This is a genomic window from Streptomyces sp. NPDC006476 (assembly GCF_040612015.1).
Lineage (GTDB): Bacteria > Actinomycetota > Actinomycetes > Streptomycetales > Streptomycetaceae > Streptomyces > Streptomyces griseorubiginosus_B.
Map to the genome: position 1 here is coordinate 358,351 of NZ_JBEXPK010000001.1, position 23,453 is coordinate 381,803.

Sequence of the window (23,453 nt, forward strand, 5' to 3'; positions counted from 1 at the left end):
TTACGGCGCCGAGGGGTCGACCACCCGGGCCGACCCGCCTCCCCGGCGCACGGTCTCGGCGGCGGCCAGCCATGTGCCGCCGGGCAGCCGCTGCACCCCGGTTGCGGCCCCGATCTCCGGGTTCAGCGAGAAGGAGTGGCCGATGGCCTCCAGCCTGCTCCGCACGTCGCTGTTGTAGAGGGCGGGTTCCAGTTCGGTCTTGGCGGCGTTGCGCTGGCTGGCGCGTGGCGCGGCGATCGCGTCGACCAGCGGCAGATGCCGGTCCAGGAACTCGGTCAGCACCTGCAGGACGGTCGTGATGATGGTCGCCCCGCCGGGCGAACCCACCGCCACCACGGGGAGGTCGTGCCGGTCGAGCACGATCGTCGGCGAGATGGAGGAGCGCGGCCGCTTGCCCGGTCCCGGCAGGTTCGGGTCGTGCACGGCCGGGTTGGCCGGCGCGAAGGAGAAGTCGGTCAGCTCGTTGTTGAGCAGGAACCCGCGCCCGGGCACCGTGATCGCGCTGCCGCCCGTCTGCTCGATGGTGAGGGTGTAGGACACGACGTTGCCCCACTTGTCGGCCACCGTCAGATGCGTGGTGTTCTCGCCCTCGTACGTCGTCGGAGCCGCCGTACCGCCGGCGCCGCACGCGGCCGGATGCCGCGGGTCGCCCGGCGCCACCGGGCTGGTCAGCACCGCGTCGTCCTTGATGAGGCAGGCCCGCGAGTCGGCGAACCGCTGTGACAGCAGTCCCCGCGTCGGTACGTCCTCGAACGCCGGGTCGCCGACCCAGCGCCCCCGGTCGGCGAACGCGATCCGGCTGGCCTCGATGAAGTGGTGCAGGTACTGGACCTCGCTCGCCTTCGAAAGGTCCGTGTTCTCAAGGATGTTGAGCGCCTCACCGACCGTCGTGCCGCCGGAGGAGGAGGGGGCGATCGAGTAGACCTTCAGCCCGCGGTAGCCCGTCTCGGTCGGCGCCTGGAGCTTGGCGCGGTAGTCGGCGAGGTCCTTGTCGGAGAGCTTGCCCGGTCGCGCGTTCCAGCCCGAAGCCGGGTCCACCGGCGGACGGTTCACCGTGTCGACGATGTCCTGCCCGAGATCGCCGTGGTAGATCGCACCGACCCCTTTGCGGCCCAACTCCTGGTAGGTACGGGCGAGTTCGGGGTTCTTGAAGGTGGAGCCGACCACGGGCAACTGCCCGCCCGGCAGGAAGAGCTTCGCGGTGTCCGGGAAATAGCGGAACCGCGTCTCGTTCGACGCGGTCTGCGTACGGAACGTGTCGTCGACGGTGAAGCCGTCGCGGGCGATTCTCTCGGCCGGCTTCAGCACCGTGCCGAGCTTTCTGCTGCCCCACTTGTCCAGGGCCGTCTGCCAGGTCGCGGGCGTGCCCGGCGTACCGACGCTCAGACCGCTACTGACGGCGTCGGCGAAGGCGAGCGGCTTGCCGTTCTCCAGGAACAGGTCGGAGCCGGCGGTGAGCGGCGCCGTCTCACGGCCGTCGATGGTGTGCACCGTACGGGACTTGGCGTTGTAGTAGACGAAGTAGCCGCCGCCTCCGATGCCGGAGGAGTAGGGCTCGGTGACGCCCAGCGCGGCCGCCGTCGCGACGGCCGCGTCGACCGCGTTGCCGCCCTTCCTCAGCACCTCGATTCCGGCGGCGGTGGCGTCGGCGTCGACGCTGGCGACCGCGCCGCCGTAGCCGACCTGGACCGGAACCTTCGCCGGTGTTCCGCTCGTTGGAGTGGTCGGCGGGGCCGCCGCTCCCACCGACACCACGGCGGCCGAGACCACCAGGACCGACAGTTTCCGCGCGACAGGGCGACGCATCAATACCTCCAGTCCAAGACCGTCCGCGCAGCGTAACCACATCACACGGGGCCTCGACAGACCCCTTCCGGCTGCTGTCACGCGAACGCCACACATCGAACACCGGTACGTACCCGCCACGTCGGACCGCTACCATGCGCGCCCATGAACGACGACGTGCGCAACATCGTCCTGGGCGTGGTCGCGGCCGGCATCTCCGCCGCGCTCGGCTGGCTGGCCCGTACGTATCTGTGGCGGCGCAAACTCCGTCGCAAGCAGGCGTTCTTCGGGCTGCCGGACAACTCGGAGTCGCTGCTGGTGGTCAACCGCGGCGCCGGCGGGCCTGAGTTGACCGTGATGCGCTACGACGTGTTCGCGCTGCTGGAACTCTCCGCCCTGATCAAGGACTGCCACGCCCACGCGCAGGTGCTCCCGCACGACGCGGCACGTCAGGGTTTCGGCGAGCGCACCGAGTTCTGCGTGGGCGGCCCGGCCTCGAACCGCCGCATGATGGCGCATCTGGCCTCCCTGCTCCCGGGCGTGCGGGTGAACGTGGACCCCGAGCCGGGTCCCGACCGCGGCGCCTTCCAGGTCGGCACCGAGCGCTACCGGGTGGAGCCGGGCCGGGAGGAGTACGCGCTGCTGGCCCGGCTCACCGTCGACCAGAGCCCCAGGGCGCGCCCGGTCTTCCTCTTCTGCGGCCAGACCGCGATCACCAACCAGGCCGCCACCCGCTATCTCGCCCGCAACCACGAGCGGTTGGCCCGCAAGTACGGCGACGACTCCTTCGTGCTGCTGCTGAAGGTGGTCAACTCGCAGGCGTACGGCCCGGACGTGGTCGAACTGGTCGCGGACGTGACCCGGGAGGCCAAGACCCCGCTCCCCACTCCGGCGGCTCCACGCAACTCGCACCGCGCGTCCTGAATTGATTCACACCACAACAATCGTTACTGGCACGTAACTTACCGGCGGGTTACCTCACGTAAGGTGCCGCGGTTACCGTCTGGTCACTTTGCACTGTCCGAGTGAGGAGTGACCCCGTGGGACACAGCCGCAACGCCCTGCGTACGACCGCCGTGGGCGCCGTCTCCGCGACCCTGATCGCCGGCTGCGTCCTCGGCGTCGCCCCCACCGCGCAGGCCGCGAGCGCCGTCCGCTTCGTCGACATCACCGGCGACGGCGGCACGGTCCTCAAGGCGAACGTCGTCCTGCCCCGGGGCGCCGACGACACCCGCCGCTACCCGCTGCTCGTCCTCCCCACGAGCTGGGGTTTCCCGCAGGTCGAGTACCTCGCCCAGGCCCAGAAGCTCGCGGACTCCGGTTACGTGGTGGTCGGTTACAACGTCCGCGGCTTCTGGCAGTCCGGCGGCGAGGTGGAGGTGGCCGGACCGTCCGACACCGCCGACGCCTCCAAGGTCATCGACTGGGCGCTCGCCAACACCCCCGCGGACGCACGGCACATCGGCATGGCGGGTGTCTCCTACGGCGCCGGCATCAGTCTGCTCGCGGCCGCGCACGACAAGCGGATCAAGGCGGTCGCCTCGCTCAGCGGCTGGGGCGACCTGATCGGCTCGATCTACTCCGGCCGCACCCAGCACGTGCAGGCGGCGGCACTGCTGGACGGGGTGAGCGTGGTCACCGGCCGGCAGGACCCCGAAGTGCGCCAGGTCTTCGACGACTTCTACGCCTCCAACCTGTCGAAGGAGCAGGAGCTCGTCGACTGGGGGAAGAAACGTTCCCCCGTCACTTATGTGGACCAGCTGAACAAGAACGGCGCGGCGGTCATGCTCGCCAACTCCTGGGGCGACACGGTCTTTCCGCCCAACGAGTACGCGGACTTCTACGAGAGGCTGACCGGTCCGAAGAGACTGGAGTTCCGCCCCGGCGATCACGCGACGCCCGAGCTGACCGGTCTGTTCGGACTGCCCAACGACGTGTGGAGCGACACCGGGCGCTGGTTCGACCACTACCTCAAGGGGGCGGACAACGGCATCGACCGGGAGCAGCCGGTCCAGCTCAAGTCCCGTTCCACCGGCGGCTACGAGGGGTACCCGGGCTGGAAGTCGGTCGCCGCGACCGAGCGGAAGATCGCGCTGGCCGGCACGACCACGATCCACACCAACGTCGACTCCGGGGCGGACGGCGGGATCGTCTTCCTCTCCAGCATCCTCGACCAGGTCGCGCAGCTCCCGCCGGTCGCGTCCATCCCGCTGCTCCCCCGCCGCTGGGCCGCCGTGTGGCAGTCGGAACGGTACGCCACGGCCCAACACGTGCGCGGCACGGCCAGGTTGCACACCACCCTCACCCCGACGAACGAGAGCGGCACCCTCGTCGCCTACCTCTACGACGTGGGGCCGCTCGGCCTGGGCAAGCTGGTCAGCAACGCGCCCTACACCTTCCACGGACGGACCCCCGGAAGGCCGTTCGGCATCGACCTGGAGCTGTTCTCCACGGCCTACGACGTCCCGGCGGGGCACCGTCTCGCGCTGGTCGTCGACACGGTGGATCCTCTGTACATCGAGCACAACCCGTCCGGCGCGCAGCTGACCTTCTCCTCGCCGGCGAACGACCCGTCGTACGTGTCGATCCCGCTGCGCGAGCAGTGATCTCCGGCTGCCGCCGGGCGGATACGGTGTGATCTCCCCCTTGCTCACTCACTCCCGGCTGTGTCGTGGTTGCCGCAAACTAACCGGACGGGAGTGGAGGCGATAACCCGACACGCACTTATCGGGCATTAGCCGTATTTACGTCGATTCACGGGCCAAAGGATCACGTCTCCGCGACTTCGGCATACACCTGTGACAGCTCAGGGGCCCCGCTCGCGGCCCACTCGTGCCCCGACTCCACGACGTCGAACTCGCGGCCGGACTCCAGCCGGACCACCGGCTGGCCGTCCGACCGGATCTCCCAGGCGGCGCCGGGCACGCCCCGCACGATGACGGTGCCCAGATAGAGGCCGGCGTCGTTGCCCAGCCAGGGGTCGTTCTCCTCTTCGTCCCGCCAGCGCGGCAGCAACTGGTCGAGGGCCTCCAACGAGTCGACGGTGTCGTCGAGTCGGACACCCTCCTCGGCAGCCAGGGAGCGCAGCAGCTCGCACTCGGCGAGGAGTTCGGCGATGCCCTCGGGATCGAGGTCGCCGTATTTCTCGTGCCGGTCGCCCAGAAAAGGGATCTTCATACACCCAGCGTGTCATTCGCACCCTCGTACGCACCACAGGCGCGCGGGTGCTCACTTCGGGGTGATTTCACGGCGGTCCGCGCATGGCTCGTTGACGGTTGTCCGCAGTCTCTCTAGCTTCACCTGCGTCTTTCGTCCCCTTGGTGAGCGGGAGGAACCGGAGTTGCGTCGACCCGCACCAGGATGCGCGATCGTCATCGCCCTGTTCGCGGCCCTGGTGCCGGCCTCGACGGCCGCGGGCGCGTCCGGCCGGGCGGACCCGCAGCCGCTGGAACGGCTCTTCGACAACTCCGCGGTCAGCGACGACGCCCGCCCGGTCGCGGCGGACTTCGACGGTCTCGGCGCCTCCCTGTCGGCCCGGGACCTCACGGCCGCGGGCTGGACGCCCGGCCGCACACTCACCGTGCAGGGCGCCCGGCTGACCTGGCCGCTCCGACAGCCGGGCGAGCCGGACAACGTCCTGGCCGACGGACAGGACGTGCGCCTGGGCGGACGCGGTGACGCCCTCGCCTTCCTGGTGGCGGGCACGGGCGGCGCCACCGTGGGCGGGGCGGGCGAGGTGGCGTACGCGGACGGCACCCGCTCCTCGTACCGGCTGACGGTGCCCGACTGGCGCACCGGCCCGCTCGCCACCAAGGCCGTCGCGCTGCCGCACCGGAACACGCCCGCGGGCCCGGTCGCCGAGCGGACCCGGCTGTACGTCGTGACGGTGCCGCTGGTCAGGGAACATCCGGTCGCCTCGGTACGGCTGCCCCGGGCGGCCGGGGTGCATGTGTTCGCGCTGGCGGTGCGGGCGTCGGGGGCCGGCTGGACCGGGACCTGGGCGGCGGCCACGTCCGGCTATCAGGCCGTGGGGCCGTGGAGCGACCGGACGGTACGGCTGGTGGTGCACACCTCGGTGGGCGGGCCACGGGTACGGCTGCGCTTCGACAACACCTTCGCGCAGGCGTCGGTGCGGATCGGGGGCGCGACGGTCGCCGTGCAGGCCGAGGGCGCCGCGGCACGGGAGGTGCCGGTGCCGGTGGCCTTCGGCGGGGCGGCGGGCGTCGAGATCCCGGCGGGGGCACAGGCCTTCAGCGACCCGCTCGGCTTCACCGTGCCCGCGGACACGAATCTGCTGGTGAGCTTCCATCTGCCGGACACGGTGACGGCGGCGCCCGTGCACCGGCTCGCCGTGCAGCAGTCGTACGTCAGCGTGCCGGGCGATCACACGGCCGACGCCTCGGCGGCGGCCTACACGACCGTGCTCTCCGGTTGGCCGCTGCTGACCGGTGTGGACGTGCGGGGCGGGCCGGGGTCGGTGGTGGTGATCGGGGACTCGATCACCGACGGCGACCGGTCCACGGCGAACGCGAACCGGCGGTGGCCCAATGTGCTGGCCCGCCGGCTGCTGGCGCAGTACGTGGTCCCGCACTATGGGGTGCTCAACCAGGGGATCTCCGCCAACCGTGTGGTCGCCGACGGGTATCCCGGTGACGGCGTGTCCACGGACGCCTCGGGGGTGAGCGCCCTCGACCGGCTGGACCGGGACGCCTTCGCGCAGACCTCGGCCCGCACGGTGATCGCCTTCGAGGGCGTCAACGACGTGCGCCGACTGGCGACGGCCGGGCAGGTCGTCGCGGGGCTGCGGGAGATCGCCGACCGGGCGCACGCGCGGGGGCTGCGGGTGCTGGCGGCCACCATCCTGCCCTGCGCGGGCGAGATCCAGTGCCCCGCCGCCGTCGATGCCGAGCGGGTCGCGGTGAACACCTGGATCCGGGACAGCGGGGCCTTCGACGCGGTGCTGGACTTCGACGCGGCCCTGCGGGACCCGTGGCAGCCCGCGCGGATGCTGCCGGCGTACGACAGCGGGGACCACCTGCACCCGGGAGACGCGGGGCTCGCGGCGCTGGCCGACTCGGTGGACCTGCGGACGCTGATGCCGTGAGCCCGCAGGCTCAGGGCGCCAGCGGTACGTCCAGGTCGACGACCACCGGGGCGTGATCCGAGGCGCCCTTGCCCTTGCGCTCCTCCCGGTCCACGTACGCGTCGGTGACCGCCTTCGCGAAGGGTTCGTTGGCGTACACCAGGTCGATGCGCATGCCGCGGTTCTTGGGGAAGCAGAGCTGACGGTAGTCCCAGTACGTGAACGGGTGGTCGTACTTCAGGGGGCGCGGGACCACGTCCGACAGGCCCGCCTCGCGCAGGGCGGCGAGGGCGGCGCGCTCGGCCGGGGTGACATGGGTGAGGCCCTCGAAGGCGGCCACGTCGTAGACGTCGTCGTCCGTCGGCGCCACGTTGTAGTCACCGAGGACCGCGAAGGGGCGGCTGCCGGCCGCGTCCCCGGCGACGGCCGTCTTCAGCGCCTCGAACCACTGGAGCTTGTAGGCGTAGTGCGGGTGGTCCACCTCACGGCCGTTCGGCACGTACACCGACCAGACGCGGACCGGGCCGCAGGTCGCGGAGACGGCACGGGGCTCCACGCCGCCGTCGTAGCCGGGGTCGCCGGGCAGGCCCTTGACGACGTCCTCCAGGCCGACGCGGGAGAGCACCGCCACGCCGTTCCACCGGCCGGTCGCGTGCACCGCCGCCTCGTACCCCAGCTCGCGCAGCTGCTCGAAGGGGAACTGCTCCTCGGCCAGCTTGGCCTCCTGGAGGCAGAGCACGTCCGTGTTGCTGCTCTCCAGCCAGGCCAACAGCCGCGGCAGGCGGGCGGTGATCGAGTTCACGTTCCAGGTCGCGATGCGCATGCCCCACAACCTACCGGGCGGGTACGACAACGCGGCCTCCCGCCCGTCCGGCTCAGACCTCCGCCGAGTCGCCCGGGGTGAGCCGCAGGTGCTCGGAGCCGCCGAGGGCGCCGATCTGACGGTCGTAGACCGGGCGGGCGAGGTCGGTGAGCAGGGCGTCGTGGATGTCGTAGGCGCGCCGCGGCTTCACCTCGCGGACGTAGTCGATGACCTCGGAGATCTTGTTCCAGGGGGCCATGACGGGCAGCATCAGCGTCTCGACCGGCCGGCCGGGGACGGTGAGGGCGTCGCCGGGGTGGAAGACCGTGCCACCGTCGATGAGGTAGCCGACATTGGTGATGCGCGGGATGTCCGGGTGGATCACGGCGTGCAGCTCGCCGTGGACCTGGACGTCGAAGCCGGCGGCGGTGAAGGCGTCGCCGTGGCCGACGGTGTGCACCCGGCCCGGGAAGGCGGCCGAGATCTGCTCGGCCACCGACTTCAGGGTCCAGATCTCGGCGGCCGGGTTGGCCTCCAGGGCCGCCCGCAGCCGGCCCTCGTCGAAGTGGTCGGCGTGCTCGTGCGTGACGAGGATCGCGTCCGCGCCGACGGCGGCGTCCTGCTCGCTGAATCCGCCCGGGTCGAGGACGAGCGTCCGCCCGTCCTTCTCGAGACGCACGCACGCGTGGGACATCTTCGTGAGCTTCATGGCTCCATCCTGCCCTGTCGCGCGCCACCGGGACGGCCCGCCCCGGGACGTGCGCCGCCCGGCCGGCGGTCACTCCGTCGGGGTCGTCTCCTCCTTGATCACCTGCTGGGCGACCTTGAAGGCGCTGTCGGCCGTCGGCACACCGCAGTAGACGGCCGCCTGCAGCAGCACCTCCTTGATCTCGCCCGGCGTGAGGCCGTTGCGCAGGGCCGCGCGGGTGTGGGAGGCGAGCTGATCCAGGTGACCGCCGGCGACCAGCGCGGTGAGGGTGACGCAGCTGCGGGTCCGTCGGTCGAGGCCGGGCCGGTCCCAGATCTCGCCCCAGGCGTAGCGGGTGACGAACTCCTGGAAATCGCCCGAGAACTCGTCCGCCTGCGCCAGTGTCCGGTCCACGTGCGCGTCGCCGAGCACCTCGCGGCGGACCTTGATCCCGGCGTCGTACGGGTCCGGTCGTCCGTTCGGCTGAGGCGGTACGGCCGCTGGTGCGATCTCGGCGATGGGAACGGACTGCACGGGCTGCACCGGCGCGGTGAGCACCGGCTTGACGGGCGCGGCCGGGATGGCGATCTGACCGGTGGAGGACTCGACGTAGCCGGGCTGCCAGGCGGTGGAGAAGTGCCGGACCAGCAGATCGGTGACGGCGGCGGGCTGCTCGACCGGCACCAAGTGGGAGGCGGCGGGCACGACCGCCAGCCGGGCGTCGGGGATCCCGGCGACCAGGGTACGGGCCTCGGCCGGCCCGGTGACCTGGTCCTCCGAGCCCACGAGGACGAGCGTCGGCACGCCCACGCTGCCCAGCTCGGTCCGGACGTCGAAGGCGGCCAGCGCCTCGCAGGCGGCTATGTAGCAGCCGGGATCCGTGGTGCGCACCATCTGCACGGCCCAGTCGGTGATCGCGGGCTGCATGGCCGCGAACCCGCCGGTGAACCAGCGGTCCGGGGAGGTACGGGCGATGGGGTCGAGCCCGTTCGTCCGTACGATCACCCCGCGCTGGCGGAACTCGTCCGCCGTGCCGAAGCGGGGCGAGGCGGCGATCAGCGCGAGCGAGGCGAGTCGCTCCGGGTGGCGCAGCGCCAGCTCCAGGCCGACCGCGCCGCCGAACGCGCAGCCGGCGTAGCCGAAGCGCTGCACGCCGAGCCTGTCGAGTATGGCCAGCAGCCGGGAGACGAGCTCGGCTACCGAGCCCGCCGGGTACGCGGGCGCGCCGCCGTGCCCCGGCAGGTCGAACCGGAAGACACGCCACTGCTTCGTCAGCTCCGGCACCTGGCGGTCCCACATGTGCCAGGTGGTACCGAGCGAGGGTCCGAGGATGAGGACAGGGGCGTCGTCCGGGCCGTCGAAGCGGTACTGGAGGGCGGGGGACTTCGTCTCACTCACCGCTCCACGCTAACCGCCGTTTCCGGCCCCCCGGCCCCTGAGCCCCCAGACCTCACACCCGGCTCCAGCGGATCACCGGCGAACCCTCACACCGCCTTCACGGGACAGGGGCGCACGGCACCACGGTCACGGGTCACCCGGTGTGCCGAGGCCCGTGAGGGCGCCCACCGGGTCGAGATCGGGGGTGCCGCGGGGCCACCAGTCGTCGCGGCCCGGCTCCGACTCGTAGGCGTACCACAGGCCGTCGCGGCCGAGGCGGAGCTGGACATGGCCGCGGGGGTGCGTGAGGTGGTTGCGCCAGGGGCGGAAGGCGGGGAGATCCGCGGCGAGGAGGAGGGGGCGGGCGCGGTCGAAGCGTCCGGCGGGTGGGTCCCAGGGCTCCTCCAGGACGGCGAGCCCTTCCAGGCCGCCCTGGCGCCAGGCGGCGACCGCGCGGGCCAGGTCGGCCGGGTTGCGGCCGGTGGCCGAGGCCAGCGAGGCGTACAGCGCGCGGGTGGCGCCGGTGAGTCCGGAACCGGGGCGGGCGGCGGCGAGCCGGACAGCGTCCTGCCACAGCGTCAGCTCCGCCACCGGGTCCCGTCCGGAGGTCAGCAGGGCGTGGGCGCGGGCCGCGGCGTCGGTGGCCAGCTGGTCCAGCGCGAAGGGGTCCGGGCCGCCGGGCGCTGCGGGGTAGACGGGGGGCTGCTCGGGGTGGGGCGGTCCGGGCAACGGCTGCGGAAGCGGCGGGAGTCGGCGTTCCGCGAGCGCTTCCGAGGCGCGTACGCCGGGAAGTGGTGCCGGTTCCCGGTCCTGGGCGGCGCGGGCCGCACGGGCGGCGTTCAGCCGGGAGAGCGCGTCGAGCAGCTCGCGTTCGCCGCGGCCGCGCAGCAGAAGCAGGACGAAGGGGTCGGCGTCGAGCAGACGGGCCGTCTGGTAGCAGAGGGCGGCGGCGTGCTTGCAGGGGTGGCCGCGGTCGGGGCAACTGCAGTGCGGGTCGAGGTCGCGCGGTCCGGGCAGCAACGGCACGCCGCAGTCGGCGAGGGACTGCGGGAGCTCCTTGTCGAGCAGCGCGGCGATGTGCCCGGGCCGCTCGACGGCGGCGTCCAGGAAGCGGGCCCAGTCGGCGTCGTCAAGGGTCCGCAGCCTCACCTGCACGCGATACGGGCGGGGCCGGCTGCCCTGCACATAGGCCAGCACGAGCCCCGGGGTGACCGTGATGGCGTCCACATGCCCCTGCTCGGCGTAACTCCGCCCCCGCGCCAGCCGCTTGGCGTCCAGCGCGCCTTCCTCCAACGCGGTCACCCAGGCATTTCCCCACCAGGTCGCCGCGAACCGGGGCCCGGCCGAGGGGTCGGACGCGCCGGAGGCCGCCGGTACCGGGGCCGGCAAGGCGGGGAAGGTGCGTCGCAGTTCTCCGTCGCGGGCGGGGGCGGCCATGGAGGGCGCGTGCTGGGGTGGTGCGGGGGTTTCGGAGGCCCCGGGGCGGGAGGAGTCGGTGGTGTGGGAGGGGTCGCTCGGGACGGGTGACGGGGGCGGGGTCGGCCGAGTCGCGTCTGAACCCTGGGCAGCACGGACGTCGTTGTGGCCCGGGCCGTCAGCCTCGTCCTGCGAAGGCATCCGGAAGGCCCCGGCCAGCAGCTCCTTCACGTCACGCGCCGTTACGCCACCCCCACCGCCGCCGCCACGACGGACCGTGCCGGCACCGCGTCCGTCCCCGGCCCGCTCCGCACGACGTGGCCCCCAGGCCGGACGACCACCGGAGCGCCCGGCCTCCGCCTCGACCCGTCGCGCCTCACTGCGAGCGGCTCGCAGAGCCTCCCGCGCCACGGTGGCGGGCCGCACAGCCGGAGGATCCGTTGCCGAAGGGTTCTTCTCCTCCCCCTCGCTGGTCGATGGGCTCTCGTCGTCGGTGTCCTCGCCCCTCCCCCGCCTGGCGGCGACCGCCTCACGCAGTGCCGCACGTGCGCCGTCGCCGGGCCGGGGTTCATCACGCCGGAGAGACGCGGGCGCCTCCTCGGTTCCCGCGGATTCCTCGGTCGCCGCGCTGTCGGTAGCCGCGCTTTTCTCGGTCGCCGCGCTCTTGTCCGTCGCCGTAGCATCACCGGCCGCTGGGTCCCCGGCCCCGGCGTCCCCGGCCGAAGGCTGCTCCACCTCGGGCCGCTCAACCGCGAGCCGCTCCACCGCCGACTGCTCCTCCGCCGGCGGCTCCCCTGCCTCCTCCCCCGCCGCCCGCCGCTGCCGCTCCAGGGCTTCCCGCAGGGCTCGGCGGGCCTCGTCCGCCGGGCCCGGGGTCATGCGGGCCTCCGGAGGGACACGAGGTCGGACAGTTCGCGGTCGGTCAGTTCGGTGAGGGCCGACTCGCCGGAGCCGAGGATGGCGTCGGCGAGGGCACGCTTGGCTTCGAGCATCTCGGCGATACGGTCCTCGACCGTGCCCTCGGTGATGAGGCGGTGGATCTGGACGGGCTGGGTCTGGCCGATGCGGTAGGCACGGTCGGTGGCCTGTTCCTCGACGGCCGGGTTCCACCAGCGGTCGAAGTGGACGACATGGCCCGCGCGGGTGAGGTTCAGTCCGGTGCCGGCCGCCTTGAGGGACAGCACCAGGACCGGGGTCGCGCCGGACTGGAAGCGGTCCACCATGTGCTCGCGGTCGGGGACGGGGGTGCCGCCGTGGAGAAGCTCCACCGGAACGGCGCGGGCGGAGAGGTGGGCGGAGATCAGGCGGGCCATCCCCACGTACTGCGTGAAGACCAGCGCCGATCCGTCCTCCGCCAGCACCGTGTCCAACAGCTCGTCCAGCAGCGCGAGTTTGCCGGAGCGGGCGAGCAGGCGCCCGTCGGCTCCTGGCTCCTCCTTCAGGTACAGCGCCGGATGGTCGCAGATCTGCTTCAGCGCGCCCAGCAGCTTCAGCACCAGGCCCCGCCGTGCGATGCCCTCCGCGGTCTCGATGGCCAGCATCGACTCCCGCACCACCGCCTCGTACAGCGCGGCCTGTTCCCGGGTCAGCGGCACGGGATGGTCCGTCTCGGTCTTCGGCGGCAGCTCGGGGACGATGCCGGGGTCGGACTTCTTGCGGCGCAGGAGGAAGGGGCGCACCAGGCGGGCCAGCCGCCGCACCGCCTCCTCGTCCTCGCCGTTCTCCACCGCGCGCGCGTGCCGGGCGCGGAAGGACTTCAGCGGGCCCAGGAGCCCGGGGGTGGTCCAGTCGAGCAGGGCCCACAGTTCGGAGAGGTTGTTCTCCACGGGTGTGCCGGTCAGGGCCACGCGTGCCGGGGAGGGGATGGTGCGCAGTGCCTTCGCCGTGGCCGAGTAGGGGTTCTTGACGTGTTGGGCCTCGTCGGCGACGACCATCCCCCAGCGCTGCTCGGCCAGCCGCGGCGCGGTCGTGCGCATCGTGCCGTACGTCGTCAGCACGAAGCCGCCCTCGAGGTCGTCGAGCGTGCGGTCCGGGCCGTGGAAGCGGCGGACGGGGACGCCGGGCGCGAACCGGGTGATCTCCCGCTGCCAGTTGCCCAGCAGGGAGGCCGGGCAGATCACCAGGGTCGGCTCGGTGCGAGCCCGCTTGAGGTGCAGGGCGATGACGGTGATCGTCTTGCCCAACCCCATGTCGTCCGCGAGGCAGCCGCCGAGGCCGAGGGAGGTCATGAGGTCCAGCCAGGCCAGGCCGCGGAGTTGGTAGTCGCGGAGGGTGGCCCGCAGATCCGGGGGTGGTTCGGCGGGGCGCACTCCTGCCGTCAGCCGCTCTCGGAGGGCGGCGAGCGCGCCGACCGGCACCGCCTCGACCGTCTCGCCCTCCACCTCCGCGCTTCCCGTCAGGGCCACGGAGAGCGCGTCGACGGGGTCCAGCAGGCCCAGTTCGCGTTTGCGGGCCTTGCGGACGAGGGCGGGGTCGACCAGGACCCAGCGGTCCCGCAGCCGTACGACCGGGCGGTGGGCCTCCGCGAGGGCGTCCATCTCCGCCTCGCTGAGGGGATCGCCGCCGAGCGCCAACTGCCAGCGGAACTGCAGCAGTTCCTCGCTCTCGAAGAAGCCGGTGCCGTCGGTCGCCGAGCCCGGCGCGGACCGTACGACCGCTGCCGCGGACAGGTCCTGGGCGAGGTCGCGGGGCCAGTGCACGGCGACCCCGGCGGCCGCGAGCCGGGTGGCGGCCACGCCGAGCAGATCGCCCAGCTCCTCGTCGTACAGCGCCAGGACGTCGGGCACGTCCTGCTCGGCCAAGCGGTCGAGCGGCGGCCAGATCCGGGCCGCGCGGCGCACGGCGAGGGCCGCGTCCACCCGGGCGCGGGGGCCGAACACCGCGTCCGCCTCACCCGCCCACAGGGCCGCCGCGTCGACGACCATGGTGGGGTCGGCGAGGCTGTGCACCTGGACGATCGCGGCGCCCGCCCTGCGCACGCCTTCGTCGTCGTCGAACAGTTCGTACGCCGACAGGTCGAGGCGGAGCGAGATGCGCACGCCCGCGTCCATGCCGGCGGCGACCTCCGCCGCCCACTCCTGGGCGGCGGGCAGGCGCTGGGGCCGGCGGTCCGCGAAGGGCCTGCCGGAGACATGCGGTGCGGCGGGGGTGCGGGGCAGGGTGTCGGCGACCGCGTCCAGGAAGGAACGCATCAGCGCCTCCGGCTCGGGCAGCCGCAGCGGGCCGGGGCCGGGCAGCGGGACCGCGTGTCCCTCGGAGGGCAGCGCGGCGGCGACCGCGCGGAGGTGCGCGATGTCGTCCGGGTCCAGCGGTCCGGCACGCCAAGCGTCGTGGCCGGTGGCCGTCAGGCCGGGCAGCAGTCGGCCGCGCGCGGTCAGCCGCAGGGCGTGCAGGGCGGCCGCGCCCCAGCAGACGGTGGCGGGGTGGGCGGCCGGGTCGCGCCGGGCGCGGACGAGAAGGGGCAGGGCCTCGCCGACCGGCAGGGTCAGGGCGGGGGTGGACCGGCGTCGTACGCCCGCGCCGTGCCGTCGTACGACCGTGAGCTCGGTGTCCTCGGCGGGCAGGGGGCCGCCGTCGGGGTCCCAGAAGGCGACCCGGCCGTCCCGGGGCAGGGGCGCGGGCAGGAAGACCGCCGCGAGCCGGACGGGGACCGACGCCCCCGCGTCCCCCCGCTCCCGCTCGGCCACCGCAGCCGTCGCACGCATACGACCTGTCACCTCCCGCCCGTGTGTCGGATCAGATGTCTTCGACTCTACGGGCGGGCTCTGACAATCGGCCCCGGCGACCCCGCCGGGGCCGCCCTCGCTACGGAACGGTGCGGGAGACGACGTAGAAGAACGGGTTGCGCGCGTTGGCCAGGTTCACCACGACGTCCTGCGTCGGCTTCGGGCTCTTCTGCTTGTGGGTGAGGCCGTACCAGGGGCCGGGGCGGGTGAAGTTCCAGCCGGTGATCTTCTGGTCGCGGGCGCTGATCGTGATGTCGTCCTTCTTCAGATCGGCACGGCTGACGCCCATGTCGTGGAGGAAGACGTCGAGGTTGCGCAGGGGCGTCTGGAACTGGACGTAGAGCCGGCTGGTCTTCCAGTTATTGGTCTCGTAGGAGGCGACCATGCCCGAGGGGTGCGGCATCGGCACCTGGTAGAGGCGGCGCTGCACCTTCGACGGCCAGTCCCTGGTGAGGCCGGTCGCCGCGTACTTGGCCTCCTTGTCCTTGCCGCTGTCGCGGCTCTGGGCCGCGGAGATCACCAGATAGCCGGCCGGGACGCCGATGAGCAGCCCGATGATGAGCAGGGTGAGCGCCCGTCGGCGGATCTTGTGGCCGCGCGCCTCGGCCTCCTGGGACGACTCCCCCGAGGTCGCGCCCTGCTGCGACAGGGATGCCGTCATGCGGTGTCCCGGGTGGAGCGTCGGGCCTGGGTGTAGCGCGCGTAGCGCTCGTACCGCTCGACCCGGCGCCGGTTGGCGCGGCGGAAGCGGCGGGCGACCAGCCGGGCGAGGTCGGCGGCGCCCACCATGCCGGCCTCGGGGCCGAGCTGAGCACGCACGATCCGGGCCTCGGGGCGGTAGCCGCGGCCGGTGAGCTGCCGCTTGAAGGCGTCGCGCGCGGGGGCGATGAGCAGGTCGTCGGCCGCGCTGACACCGCCGCCGATCACGAAGCAGGACGGGTCGAGGGCCGCGGCGAGGTTGGCGATGCCGACGCCGAGCCACTGGCCGATGTCCTGCAGCAGCTCGACGCACATCGCGTCGCCCTCACGGGCCAGCTCGGTGATCATCGGGCCGGTGATGTCGCCGATCTGCCCCTTGACGTGCTCGATGATCCCGTACGCCACCGGGGAGTCCGCGGCGGCCAGCTCCTTGGCCTCCCGCACCAGGGCGTTGCCGGAGCTGTACTGCTCCCAGCAGCCGCGGTTGCCGCACGGGCAGCGGTGGCCGCCCGGCACGACCTGCATATGGCCGAACTCGCCGGCGACGCCGTACTTGCCCCGCTTGACCTGGCCGTCCTCCAGTATGGCGCCGCCGATGCCGGTACCCAGGGTGATCATGACCAGGTGGTCCTCGCCCCGGCCGGCGCCGAAGCGCCACTCGGCCCAGGCGGCGGAGTTGGCGTCGTTGTCCACCAGGACGGGCACGGCGAGCCGGCCCGCGAGGCGGTCGCGCAGGGGCTCGTTGCGCCAGGACAGGTGCGGGGCGAACAGGACGCGGTTGCGCTCTGCGTCCACCCAGCCGGCCGCGCCGATGCCGACGGCGTGCACGTCGTGGCGGTCGGAGAGGTCCAGGACCAGTTCGACGATGGTGTCCTCGACGACCTTGGGGCTCTTGGACTTGTCAGGCGTCTCCGTGCGGAGCTTCTCCAGGATGTTGCCGTCGGCGTCCACGACGCCGGCCATCACCTTGGTGCCGCCGATGTCGATGCCGACGGTGGGGACCCGGGGAGCGGTCAGGTGCGACCGGCGTTCCCGGGTGCCGACGGTGCGCAGTGCGGGGGCGCGGCGGGAACCTATGGGGGCGGTGAAGTTGCCGTAGGTGCTCATCAAGGCCCGATTGTGCCGCACGCCCGCGGTGGGCGCCGAACGGGGAGCCGCACATCGGTACGGCCCGCGCGCCACGGAGTGATCCGGTTGCCCTTACATTGCGACATACCCGGGCCCCTCCCCCGAGCCCCTCAGGACCGTACGAGCAGCTGGAACTCGAAGGAGTAGCGGGACGGGCGGTACGTGTGCGTGCCGTACTCGACCGCTCTGCCCGTGTCGTCGAACGTGACGCGCTGCATGGTGAGCAGCGGTGCCCCCTCCTGCTCGCCGAGGCGGTCGGCCTCGGCGGACGTCGCTCCACGGGCCCCGATGGTCTGGCGGGCGCTGTGCAGGGTGATGCCCACGGCGCGCATCATGCGGTACAGGCCGGTGGACTCCAGCTGGGCCGTGTCCAGGTCGAGCAGGCCCGGCGGGATGAAGTTGCACAGGTGCGCCATCGGCTCGCCGTGCGCGAGGCGGAGGCGTTCGACGCGGTGCACGTCGCTGTCCTCGGCGACACCGAGTGCGGCGGCGACCTCGGCGGTGGCCGGGACGACCGTGTTGACCAGGACCTTCGTCGCGGGGCGCTGGCCGGCCGCCTCCAGGTCGTCGTACAGGCTGGAGAGCTCCAGGGGGCGTTTGACCTGGCTGTGCACGACCTGGGTGCCGACGCCGCGGCGGCGCACCAGGAGGCCCTTGTCGACGAGCGACTGGATGGCCTGGCGGACGGTGGGCCGGGACAGGCCGAGCCGTGCGGCCAGCTCGATCTCGTTGCCCAGCAGGCTGCCGGGGGTGAGCGAGCCGTGCTCGATCGCCGCCTCCAGCTGCTGCGACAGCTGGAAGTACAACGGCACGGGAGAGCTGCGGTCCACACTGAGCTCGAGCGACACGGTCGGGTCCGTTTCTGGTTTCGGCACGGGCCGAGCGTAGCTCCAGGCGTTGTTGACGGGAAGTTGTGTAGTTCGATTGTCCGGACATATGCATTGACAGCACCCGGCTCGGAGCCCCACTTTTGTTCTCATGCGCATCGGTGTCATCGGGACGGGCCGCATCGGCACGATTCATGCCAACACGCTCAGCCGCCACCGGGAAGTGGGCTCGCTGATCCTCACGGACGTGGATCCGGCGCGGGCCCAGGAGCTCGCGAACCGGCTCGGGGAGACGGCGGCGCCGGGAGTGGACGAGATCTTCAGGTGGGGCGTCGACGCCGTGGTGATCACCACGGCCACGGCGGCCCACGCCGAACTGATCGGTCGGGCAGCACGCTCGGGGCTCCCGGTGTTCTGCGAGAAGCCCATCGCCCTGGATCTGCCCGGCACCTTAAGCGCGATCGCCGAGGTCGAATCCGCCGGAACCATTCTGCAGATGGGGTTCCAGCGCCGCTTCGACACGGGCTACACGGGCGCCCGGGACGCGGTGCGCTCGGGCCGGCTCGGGCGGCTGCACACCGTACGGGCACTGACGTCCGACCAGGCCCCGCCGCCGCCCTCGTGGCTGCCGCTGTCCGGCGGGCTGTACCGGGACACGCTGATCCACGACTTCGACATCCTGCGCTGGGTGACCGGGCACGAGGTGGTGGACGTGTACGCGGCCGGGTCCGACGCCGGGCCCGCGATGTTCCGGGAGGCGGGCGACGTCGACACCGGCGCGGCGCTGCTGACCCTGGACGACGGCACCCTCGCCACCGCCACGGCGACGCGGATGAACGGCGCCGGGTACGACGTACGGATGGAGCTGGCCGGGGAGCTGGACCAGATCGTGGTCGGGCTGGACGACCGTACGCCGATCGCGTCCACCGAGCCGACCGGGCCGCCGGCCGCGGACAAGCCGTGGTCGGGGTTCCTGGAGCGCTTCGGGCCCGCCTACGAGGCCGAGCTGTCCGCCTTCGTCGAGGTGGTCCTGGGCCACCGGGCCAACCCCTGTGACGGCCGCGAGGCCCTGCAGGCCCTGCGGATCGCCGAGGCCTGCGAGGTCTCCCGACGGGAGCGCAGGCCGGTGGCCCTGGCGGAGATCCCGGGCCGGGCGGAGTCGGCCTTCCGGTGAACGCGTCCCGGCGAGCGGCCTCGGACGAGCGCTTCCGGTGAACGCATTCCGGCCGGCGGCCTGGGACAAGCGCCTTCCGGTGAACGGCCCGCAGCCGGACGCGGTGCACGGGGCCGCGCTCGCGCAGGCGCGCGTAGACGGGGTGCGGGTCGGCGCGGAAGGCGTCACCGAACTCCCCCAGGTCGATCAACTCCGCCATGCTCTTCCCTGCCCTCCCCCGTCCCCCGTCCGGTTTTCTCCCGGTACCCGGACAACGCACGGCGACCGCCTCAGTGCCCGTCGCCGGTTTCCTCCAGGAGCCCCGCGTCGTAGGCCAACAGGGCGATCTGGACACGGTTGTTGAGGTCGAGCTTGGCCAGGATGCGGGAGACATGGGTCTTCACGGTGGCGACGCTCATGAACAGCTCCGCGGCGATCTCGGCGTTGGCGAGGCCGCGGCCGACCGCGACGGCGACCTCGCGTTCGCGGTCGTTGAGGAGCGCGATGCGTGCGCGGGCGCGCGTGCGGCGTGTGTCGGCGGCGTTGCCCACGGCGTGTTCGACCAGCTGGCGGGTGACGGTCGGCGACAGCACCGGGTCGCCGGTCGCGACCCGGCGCACCGCGTCGACGATCTCGGCGGGCGGGGTGTCCTTGAGGACGAACCCGGCGGCACCCGCTCGCAGGGCGCGCAGCACCTGCTCGTCGGCGTGGAAGGTGGTGAGGACCACGATCTGCGGAGCGTCCTTGCGGGCGCGCAGCCGTTCGGTGGCCGTGAGCCCGTCGACCGACGGCATCCGGATGTCCATGAGGACGACGTCCGGGCGGGTGCGGTCGACGAGCGCCTCGACCTCGCTTCCGTCGGCGGCCTCGCCGACGATCTCGATGTCGTCGGCACCGCCCATCATCAGGGACAGCCCGGCCCGCACCAGGGGGTCGTCGTCGACGAGCAGCAGTCTGATCGCAGTCATGGGGCTTACGTAACCAGATCCGCCACCGGCTCATCGCGTGAAGTCACGCCCAGGGCAGCCATGCCCGCACCTGGAACCCGCCGTCCTCCCGCACCCCGTGCTCCAGCCGGCCCCCGGCCAGCGTGGCCCGCTCCGTCAGTCCGATCAGGCCCTGCCCGGAGCCGGGGACGGACGGGACGTCCCCCTCGGGGGCGGGGTTGCCCACGGTCACGACCAGGCCGTCTCCGGGGGCGCCCTCGACCTCGACGGTGACCTCGGTGCCGGGGGCGTGCTTTCGGGCGTTGGTGAGGCCCTCCTGGGCGATGCGGTAGGCGGTGCGGCCGACGGAGGCGGGCACGACGGCAGGGTCGGTGACCCGGCTGACCAGACAGACCTTCATGCCGGCCTCACGGGACTCGGCGACCAGCGCGTCGAGCGCGGCGAGCGTCGGCTGGGGACGTCCCGCCTCGTCGGACTCGCCGGCGCGCAGCACGCCGATGATCTCCCGCAGGTCCTGCAGGGCCTCGTGGGCGCTCTCCCGGATGACGCCGGCCGCCCGCGCGATCTCCTCGCGGGGCGCGTCGGGGCGGAACTCCAGGGCGCCCGCGTGGACGCTCAGCAGCGTCAGCCGGTGCGCGAGGACGTCGTGCATCTCCCGGGCGATGGCCTCCCGGGCCAGCCGCTGCGCCTGCTCGGCGCGCAGCCGGGCCTCCGTCTCCGCACGTCGGGCCCGGTCCCGCAGGCTCACCATGAGCTGCCGTTTGGACCGTACGAACATGCCCCAGCCGATCACCGTGAGGGTGAGCAGCTCGGTGAAGGCGACCGCTCCGCCGTACGGCAGGTCGGGATCGGGGCGCATCCAGAAGAACAGCGGGATCAGCGCCAGCTGGACGCCGCCTATCCAGCCGACGTACCGCAAGGGCCGGTGCACGGCGAGCGTGAACAGGGCGATCATGGCCGCGCCGCCCGCCGTGTTCGACAGCAGGCCGACGGGGATCATGGCGACGGCCAGCCCGAGCGGCCAGCGGCGGCGCACCCAGACCGCGCCGCAGGCGAGGGCGCCGAGCAGTTGGTCGAGGACGGCGAGGGAGTGCGGGGTGTGCTGGTCGTGGGAGAGGGTGTCCGCGGCCGCCAGACCGATGACGACGGCGAGCAGGAAGCAGGTGAAGTCGACGACCCAGTCGCGGGCGGTGCGCCGGGGCCGCCCGGAGCGCCCCCTCCGCCCGGCCTCGGGGTCGAGTTCATGGAGGACGGCGGACGGAAACAGCCATCCGCGCCCCACGATCCGCGCCGGTGTGTCATCGCTCACGGTCGACAAATCTACGCAGCCGGGGCGCCGCGCACCCCACCGTACGGGCGATGGACGACCAAAGTCGCACCGCCGCAGACTTTCGGCGCGTGCGGGCCCGCAAGGGGGTACTTCGGTCGGACACGGCTCGCCCCGCGGCCGATGTGTGTGGGGGGACCGCGGGGCGAGGGTCGTGCCATGAAACGGCTACTGGAGGTTCTCGGTTTTCTCGCGCTGGTGCAGGGCGTGCTGGGCCTGGTGGACGAGTTCACCCACTGGCATGCGGGCCTCGTGCGGCGGCTCCGCTTCCTCGACGGCTACGGGGTCTATGCGAGCGTCGTCCTGCTGGTCCTGGCGTTCGCGCTGTTCGCCGCGGCGGAGAGCCGGAAGTCCGGCTGACTCAGCAGCCGAAGTCGATCAGGTCGAACGTGGCGTAGTGGTCGGAGGTGTAGTAGTCCTCCTGGTACTCCTCACCGGTCACGATGCGGCGGGCCCCGCGCGTGGAGGAGCCGGGCGTCTTGACCGTGTACTCGTGGTAGTACCCGGACGGCTGGCTGGGCAGGACGTGTTCCTGGTTGCGGAAGACGACGCCGTCCTGCGAGTACGGGAAGGGGCCGCCCGAGGCGATCAGGTCGAGCGTGTCGTACGCCTGGGAGGGCAGGTCGCCGTAGCAGATGCTGCCGACGGCGGCGGCCGCCGGCGTGGCGGTGACGGCGCCGCCGACGAGGAGGGCGGACACGAGAGCGGCTGCGGCACCGATGCGAGTGGCGCGTGGGGGGATTCTCATGCGCTCATGATGACGCGCGTAGACAGTGGCATGTCAATGACAACTCCGCGGATTTTGCCGTGGCGTCGGATGAGTTTTCCGCGCGTTAACGTGGGGCCGCGCGTCGCCACACGGTCCCCACACGGCGTGCGGTCAGGCGTTCTCCGGAAGCTCGTAGGAGCCGTACTCGGGCCGGCCCGCCGCGTCGTACGTCTGGATGGAGACCCCGGCGGGGGTGACACGTCCGCCGGTGTGGCGGAACCGCGTCGGCACGGAGCCCTCCGGGAAGAGGCGCAGCCCGGAGCCGAGGACCACCGGGAACGTCGCCAGGTGCACGGTGTCGAGCAGGTCGAGCGAGAGCAGGGAGCGCACGAGGGCGCCGCTGCCGTGCACCTGGATCTCGCCGTCGGTGCTCTCCTTGAGCGCGGAGACCTCCTTGGCGAGGTCGCCGCCGAGCACGGTGGTGCCGGACCAGGAGGGGTCGGTGAGGGTGGCCGAGGGGACGTACTTCGGCAGGGTGTTCAGCTGGGCTGCGACGCGGTTGGCCGGGTCGGTCACCTTCGGCCAGTACCCGGCGAAGATGTCGTACGTACGGCGGCCGAGGAGGAACGCCGAAGGGCGTTCGAAGACCTCGCCGATGAACTCTCCGAAGCCTTCGTCGCCGTAGACGAAACTCCAGCCGCCGTGCTCGAAGCCGCCCCGGGTGTCCTCCTGCGGGCCGCCCGGGCCCTGGTAGACGCCGTCGAGAGTGACGAAGATGGTTGAGACGAGCTTGCCCATGTCGGGTGCCTGCTTCCTTCCGCGAGGTCTGGTGTCATCACCTCAGACTCCGCGGGGCCCCGCAACTCATCGCTCACGCGCGGGTGTACGGCGGCTCAGCCGGCGTTCGTCGAGAAGAGGCCGCCCGTCGGACCCTGCTTGTCGCCGCCCTGAGCCTTCTTCAGCGCGTTGGCCAGGCTCTCGATGGTCAGGGACTGGAGGATGACGCGGCCGTTGCCCTCCAGGGTGGCCAGGGAGAGGCCCTCGCCGCCGAAGACGGCGTTCATGACGCCCTGGCGGTTGAGGCCGCCGACGCGCTGGACGCCGTACTGGATGCCCTCCTCGAAGGCGACGACGCAGCCGGTGTCGACCTCGATGCGGCCGCCGAAGTCGGCCGGGTTGAGGTCGATGAAGTTGCCGGCGCCGGCGATGATCACCGTGCCGCGGCCGGTGAACTTCTCCAGGATGAAGCCCTCGCCGCCGCTCATGCCGGTGCGGCCGCCCTGGAAGGCGATGCCGAAGTCGACGGTGGACTCCGCGGCCACGAAGGCGTCCTTCTCGGCGAACCACGCGCGGGTGCCGTCGAGTTCCAGGGCGCGCATCTCGCCGGGGAGCACGCCTGCGAAGCCGACCGTGCCCTCGCCGCCCTGCGCGCTGAAGTACTGGAAGGCCATCGACTCGCCCGCGAGCATGCGCTGGCCGACCTGCATGGCGGTGCCCATGGCCTGGCGCAGCATGCCGCCCATGCCGCCGCCTCCGCCCTGCTGCTGGCCGCCGCTGTTCGAGGGGCCCGACAGACGGGTCTCCATGGTCACGTTCACCGTCTTGAACAGGAACTTTCCGGCCTCGCAGTAGACGGTCTGGCCGGGCTGCAGGTTGACGACCGCCATCTGCATGGCGTTGCCGACGATCTCTTGCTGAAGTGTCACGTGGAAAGAACGCCGGAAGTGCCGCGAAGAGTTCCGCCCTGTCCGGGCGGCCCGAGGTCGGTGTCCGACGGCCGCCAGCGC

The 23,453-nt window shown here is 72.5% G+C and carries 20 protein-coding genes; 5 read left to right on the forward strand and 15 right to left on the reverse strand.

The features are described from left to right. Window positions 1-1,806 carry a gamma-glutamyltransferase gene (gene ggt, locus ABZZ74_RS01625; RefSeq protein ID WP_356760943.1) on the reverse strand — a complete coding sequence of 602 codons (1,806 nt, stop codon included), beginning with the start codon at window positions 1,804-1,806 and terminating at the stop codon, window positions 1-3. A 144-nt stretch (window positions 1,807-1,950) separates the two neighbouring features. Here ggt and ABZZ74_RS01630 point away from each other — a divergent pair, with 144 nt between their 5' ends. Continuing rightward, window positions 1,951-2,709, forward strand: a complete 759-nt coding sequence (locus tag ABZZ74_RS01630) for a hypothetical protein (protein WP_356760944.1) — start codon at window positions 1,951-1,953, stop codon at window positions 2,707-2,709. A 116-nt stretch (window positions 2,710-2,825) separates the two neighbouring features. Then, window positions 2,826-4,391 (forward strand): CocE/NonD family hydrolase, encoded by a 1,566-nt coding sequence (locus ABZZ74_RS01635; protein WP_356760946.1) that lies wholly within the window; start codon window positions 2,826-2,828, stop codon window positions 4,389-4,391. Window positions 4,392-4,554: 163 nt separating this feature from the next. On the opposite strand, the gene ABZZ74_RS01640 is transcribed toward ABZZ74_RS01635, so the two are convergent. Beyond that, the gene (locus ABZZ74_RS01640; RefSeq protein ID WP_356760947.1) at window positions 4,555-4,962 is read right to left on the reverse strand and encodes a DUF6278 family protein; all 408 of its coding nucleotides are present in this window, start codon (window positions 4,960-4,962) and stop codon (window positions 4,555-4,557) included. Window positions 4,963-5,125: 163 nt separating this feature from the next. Here ABZZ74_RS01640 and ABZZ74_RS01645 point away from each other — a divergent pair, with 163 nt between their 5' ends. Next, window positions 5,126-6,889 carry an SGNH/GDSL hydrolase family protein gene (locus ABZZ74_RS01645; RefSeq protein WP_356760949.1) on the forward strand — a complete coding sequence of 588 codons (1,764 nt, stop codon included), beginning with the start codon at window positions 5,126-5,128 and terminating at the stop codon, window positions 6,887-6,889. A gap of 10 nt (window positions 6,890-6,899) precedes the next feature. Here the strand turns inward: ABZZ74_RS01645 and ABZZ74_RS01650 are convergent, their stop codons facing one another. The 8 genes from ABZZ74_RS01650 to ABZZ74_RS01685 all read right to left on the reverse strand — a co-directional run bounded on the left by ABZZ74_RS01650 (window position 6,900) and on the right by ABZZ74_RS01685 (window position 17,551). Next, window positions 6,900-7,691, reverse strand: a complete 792-nt coding sequence (locus tag ABZZ74_RS01650) for an exodeoxyribonuclease III (protein ID WP_356760950.1) — start codon at window positions 7,689-7,691, stop codon at window positions 6,900-6,902. 52 nt (window positions 7,692-7,743) lie between these two features. Continuing rightward, window positions 7,744-8,379: an MBL fold metallo-hydrolase gene (locus ABZZ74_RS01655; protein ID WP_356760952.1), complete on the reverse strand. Its 636-nt coding sequence runs from the start codon at window positions 8,377-8,379 to the stop codon at window positions 7,744-7,746. Window positions 8,380-8,448: 69 nt separating this feature from the next. Further along, on the reverse strand, window positions 8,449-9,756 hold the full coding sequence (locus ABZZ74_RS01660; RefSeq protein WP_356760954.1) for an alpha/beta fold hydrolase: 1,308 nt from the start codon (window positions 9,754-9,756) through the stop codon (window positions 8,449-8,451). A gap of 126 nt (window positions 9,757-9,882) precedes the next feature. Then, window positions 9,883-12,030 (reverse strand): SWIM zinc finger family protein, encoded by a 2,148-nt coding sequence (locus ABZZ74_RS01665; RefSeq protein ID WP_356760956.1) that lies wholly within the window; start codon window positions 12,028-12,030, stop codon window positions 9,883-9,885. Further along, a complete protein-coding gene (locus ABZZ74_RS01670; RefSeq protein WP_356760957.1) occupies window positions 12,027-14,855 on the reverse strand; it encodes an SNF2-related protein in 2,829 nt (942 codons plus the stop codon). The genes ABZZ74_RS01665 and ABZZ74_RS01670 overlap by 4 nt, the downstream gene beginning before the upstream one ends. Window positions 14,856-14,955: 100 nt before the next feature. Further along, window positions 14,956-15,537: a sugar kinase gene (locus ABZZ74_RS01675; protein ID WP_356760959.1), complete on the reverse strand. Its 582-nt coding sequence runs from the start codon at window positions 15,535-15,537 to the stop codon at window positions 14,956-14,958. Then, a complete protein-coding gene (locus ABZZ74_RS01680; RefSeq protein WP_356761099.1) occupies window positions 15,534-16,682 on the reverse strand; it encodes an ROK family glucokinase in 1,149 nt (382 codons plus the stop codon). Before ABZZ74_RS01680 ends, ABZZ74_RS01675 begins: the two co-directional genes overlap by 4 nt. A gap of 131 nt (window positions 16,683-16,813) precedes the next feature. Then, window positions 16,814-17,551, reverse strand: coding sequence for a GntR family transcriptional regulator (locus ABZZ74_RS01685; protein ID WP_208778690.1), 738 nt, complete (start codon window positions 17,549-17,551; stop codon window positions 16,814-16,816). 130 nt (window positions 17,552-17,681) lie between these two features. Between ABZZ74_RS01685 and ABZZ74_RS01690 the strand changes: the two genes are divergently transcribed. After that, complete coding sequence (locus ABZZ74_RS01690; protein WP_356760961.1) at window positions 17,682-18,704, forward strand: Gfo/Idh/MocA family oxidoreductase; 1,023 nt, start codon at window positions 17,682-17,684, stop codon at window positions 18,702-18,704. Between the two features lie 269 nt (window positions 18,705-18,973). Here ABZZ74_RS01690 and ABZZ74_RS01695 read toward each other — a convergent pair whose 3' ends face one another. Both ABZZ74_RS01695 and ABZZ74_RS01700 read right to left on the reverse strand, forming a co-directional pair. Continuing rightward, a complete protein-coding gene (locus ABZZ74_RS01695; protein ID WP_356760963.1) occupies window positions 18,974-19,651 on the reverse strand; it encodes a response regulator transcription factor in 678 nt (225 codons plus the stop codon). Window positions 19,652-19,694: 43 nt separating this feature from the next. After that, entirely contained in the window at window positions 19,695-20,948 is a 1,254-nt protein-coding gene (locus tag ABZZ74_RS01700) for a histidine kinase (RefSeq protein ID WP_356760964.1), read from the reverse strand. 168 nt (window positions 20,949-21,116) lie between these two features. Here ABZZ74_RS01700 and ABZZ74_RS01705 point away from each other — a divergent pair, with 168 nt between their 5' ends. Continuing rightward, complete coding sequence (locus ABZZ74_RS01705; RefSeq protein WP_356760966.1) at window positions 21,117-21,317, forward strand: hypothetical protein; 201 nt, start codon at window positions 21,117-21,119, stop codon at window positions 21,315-21,317. Window position 21,318: 1 nt separating this feature from the next. Here the strand turns inward: ABZZ74_RS01705 and ABZZ74_RS01710 are convergent, their stop codons facing one another. The 3 genes from ABZZ74_RS01710 to ABZZ74_RS01720 all read right to left on the reverse strand — a co-directional run bounded on the left by ABZZ74_RS01710 (window position 21,319) and on the right by ABZZ74_RS01720 (window position 23,372). Continuing rightward, window positions 21,319-21,705 (reverse strand): ribonuclease domain-containing protein, encoded by a 387-nt coding sequence (locus ABZZ74_RS01710; protein WP_356760968.1) that lies wholly within the window; start codon window positions 21,703-21,705, stop codon window positions 21,319-21,321. Window positions 21,706-21,837: 132 nt separating this feature from the next. Then, window positions 21,838-22,464, reverse strand: coding sequence for a dihydrofolate reductase family protein (locus ABZZ74_RS01715; RefSeq protein ID WP_356760970.1), 627 nt, complete (start codon window positions 22,462-22,464; stop codon window positions 21,838-21,840). A gap of 95 nt (window positions 22,465-22,559) precedes the next feature. Next, a complete protein-coding gene (locus ABZZ74_RS01720) occupies window positions 22,560-23,372 on the reverse strand; it encodes an AIM24 family protein (RefSeq protein WP_356760972.1) in 813 nt (270 codons plus the stop codon). Window positions 23,373-23,453: the final 81 nt, after the last annotated feature.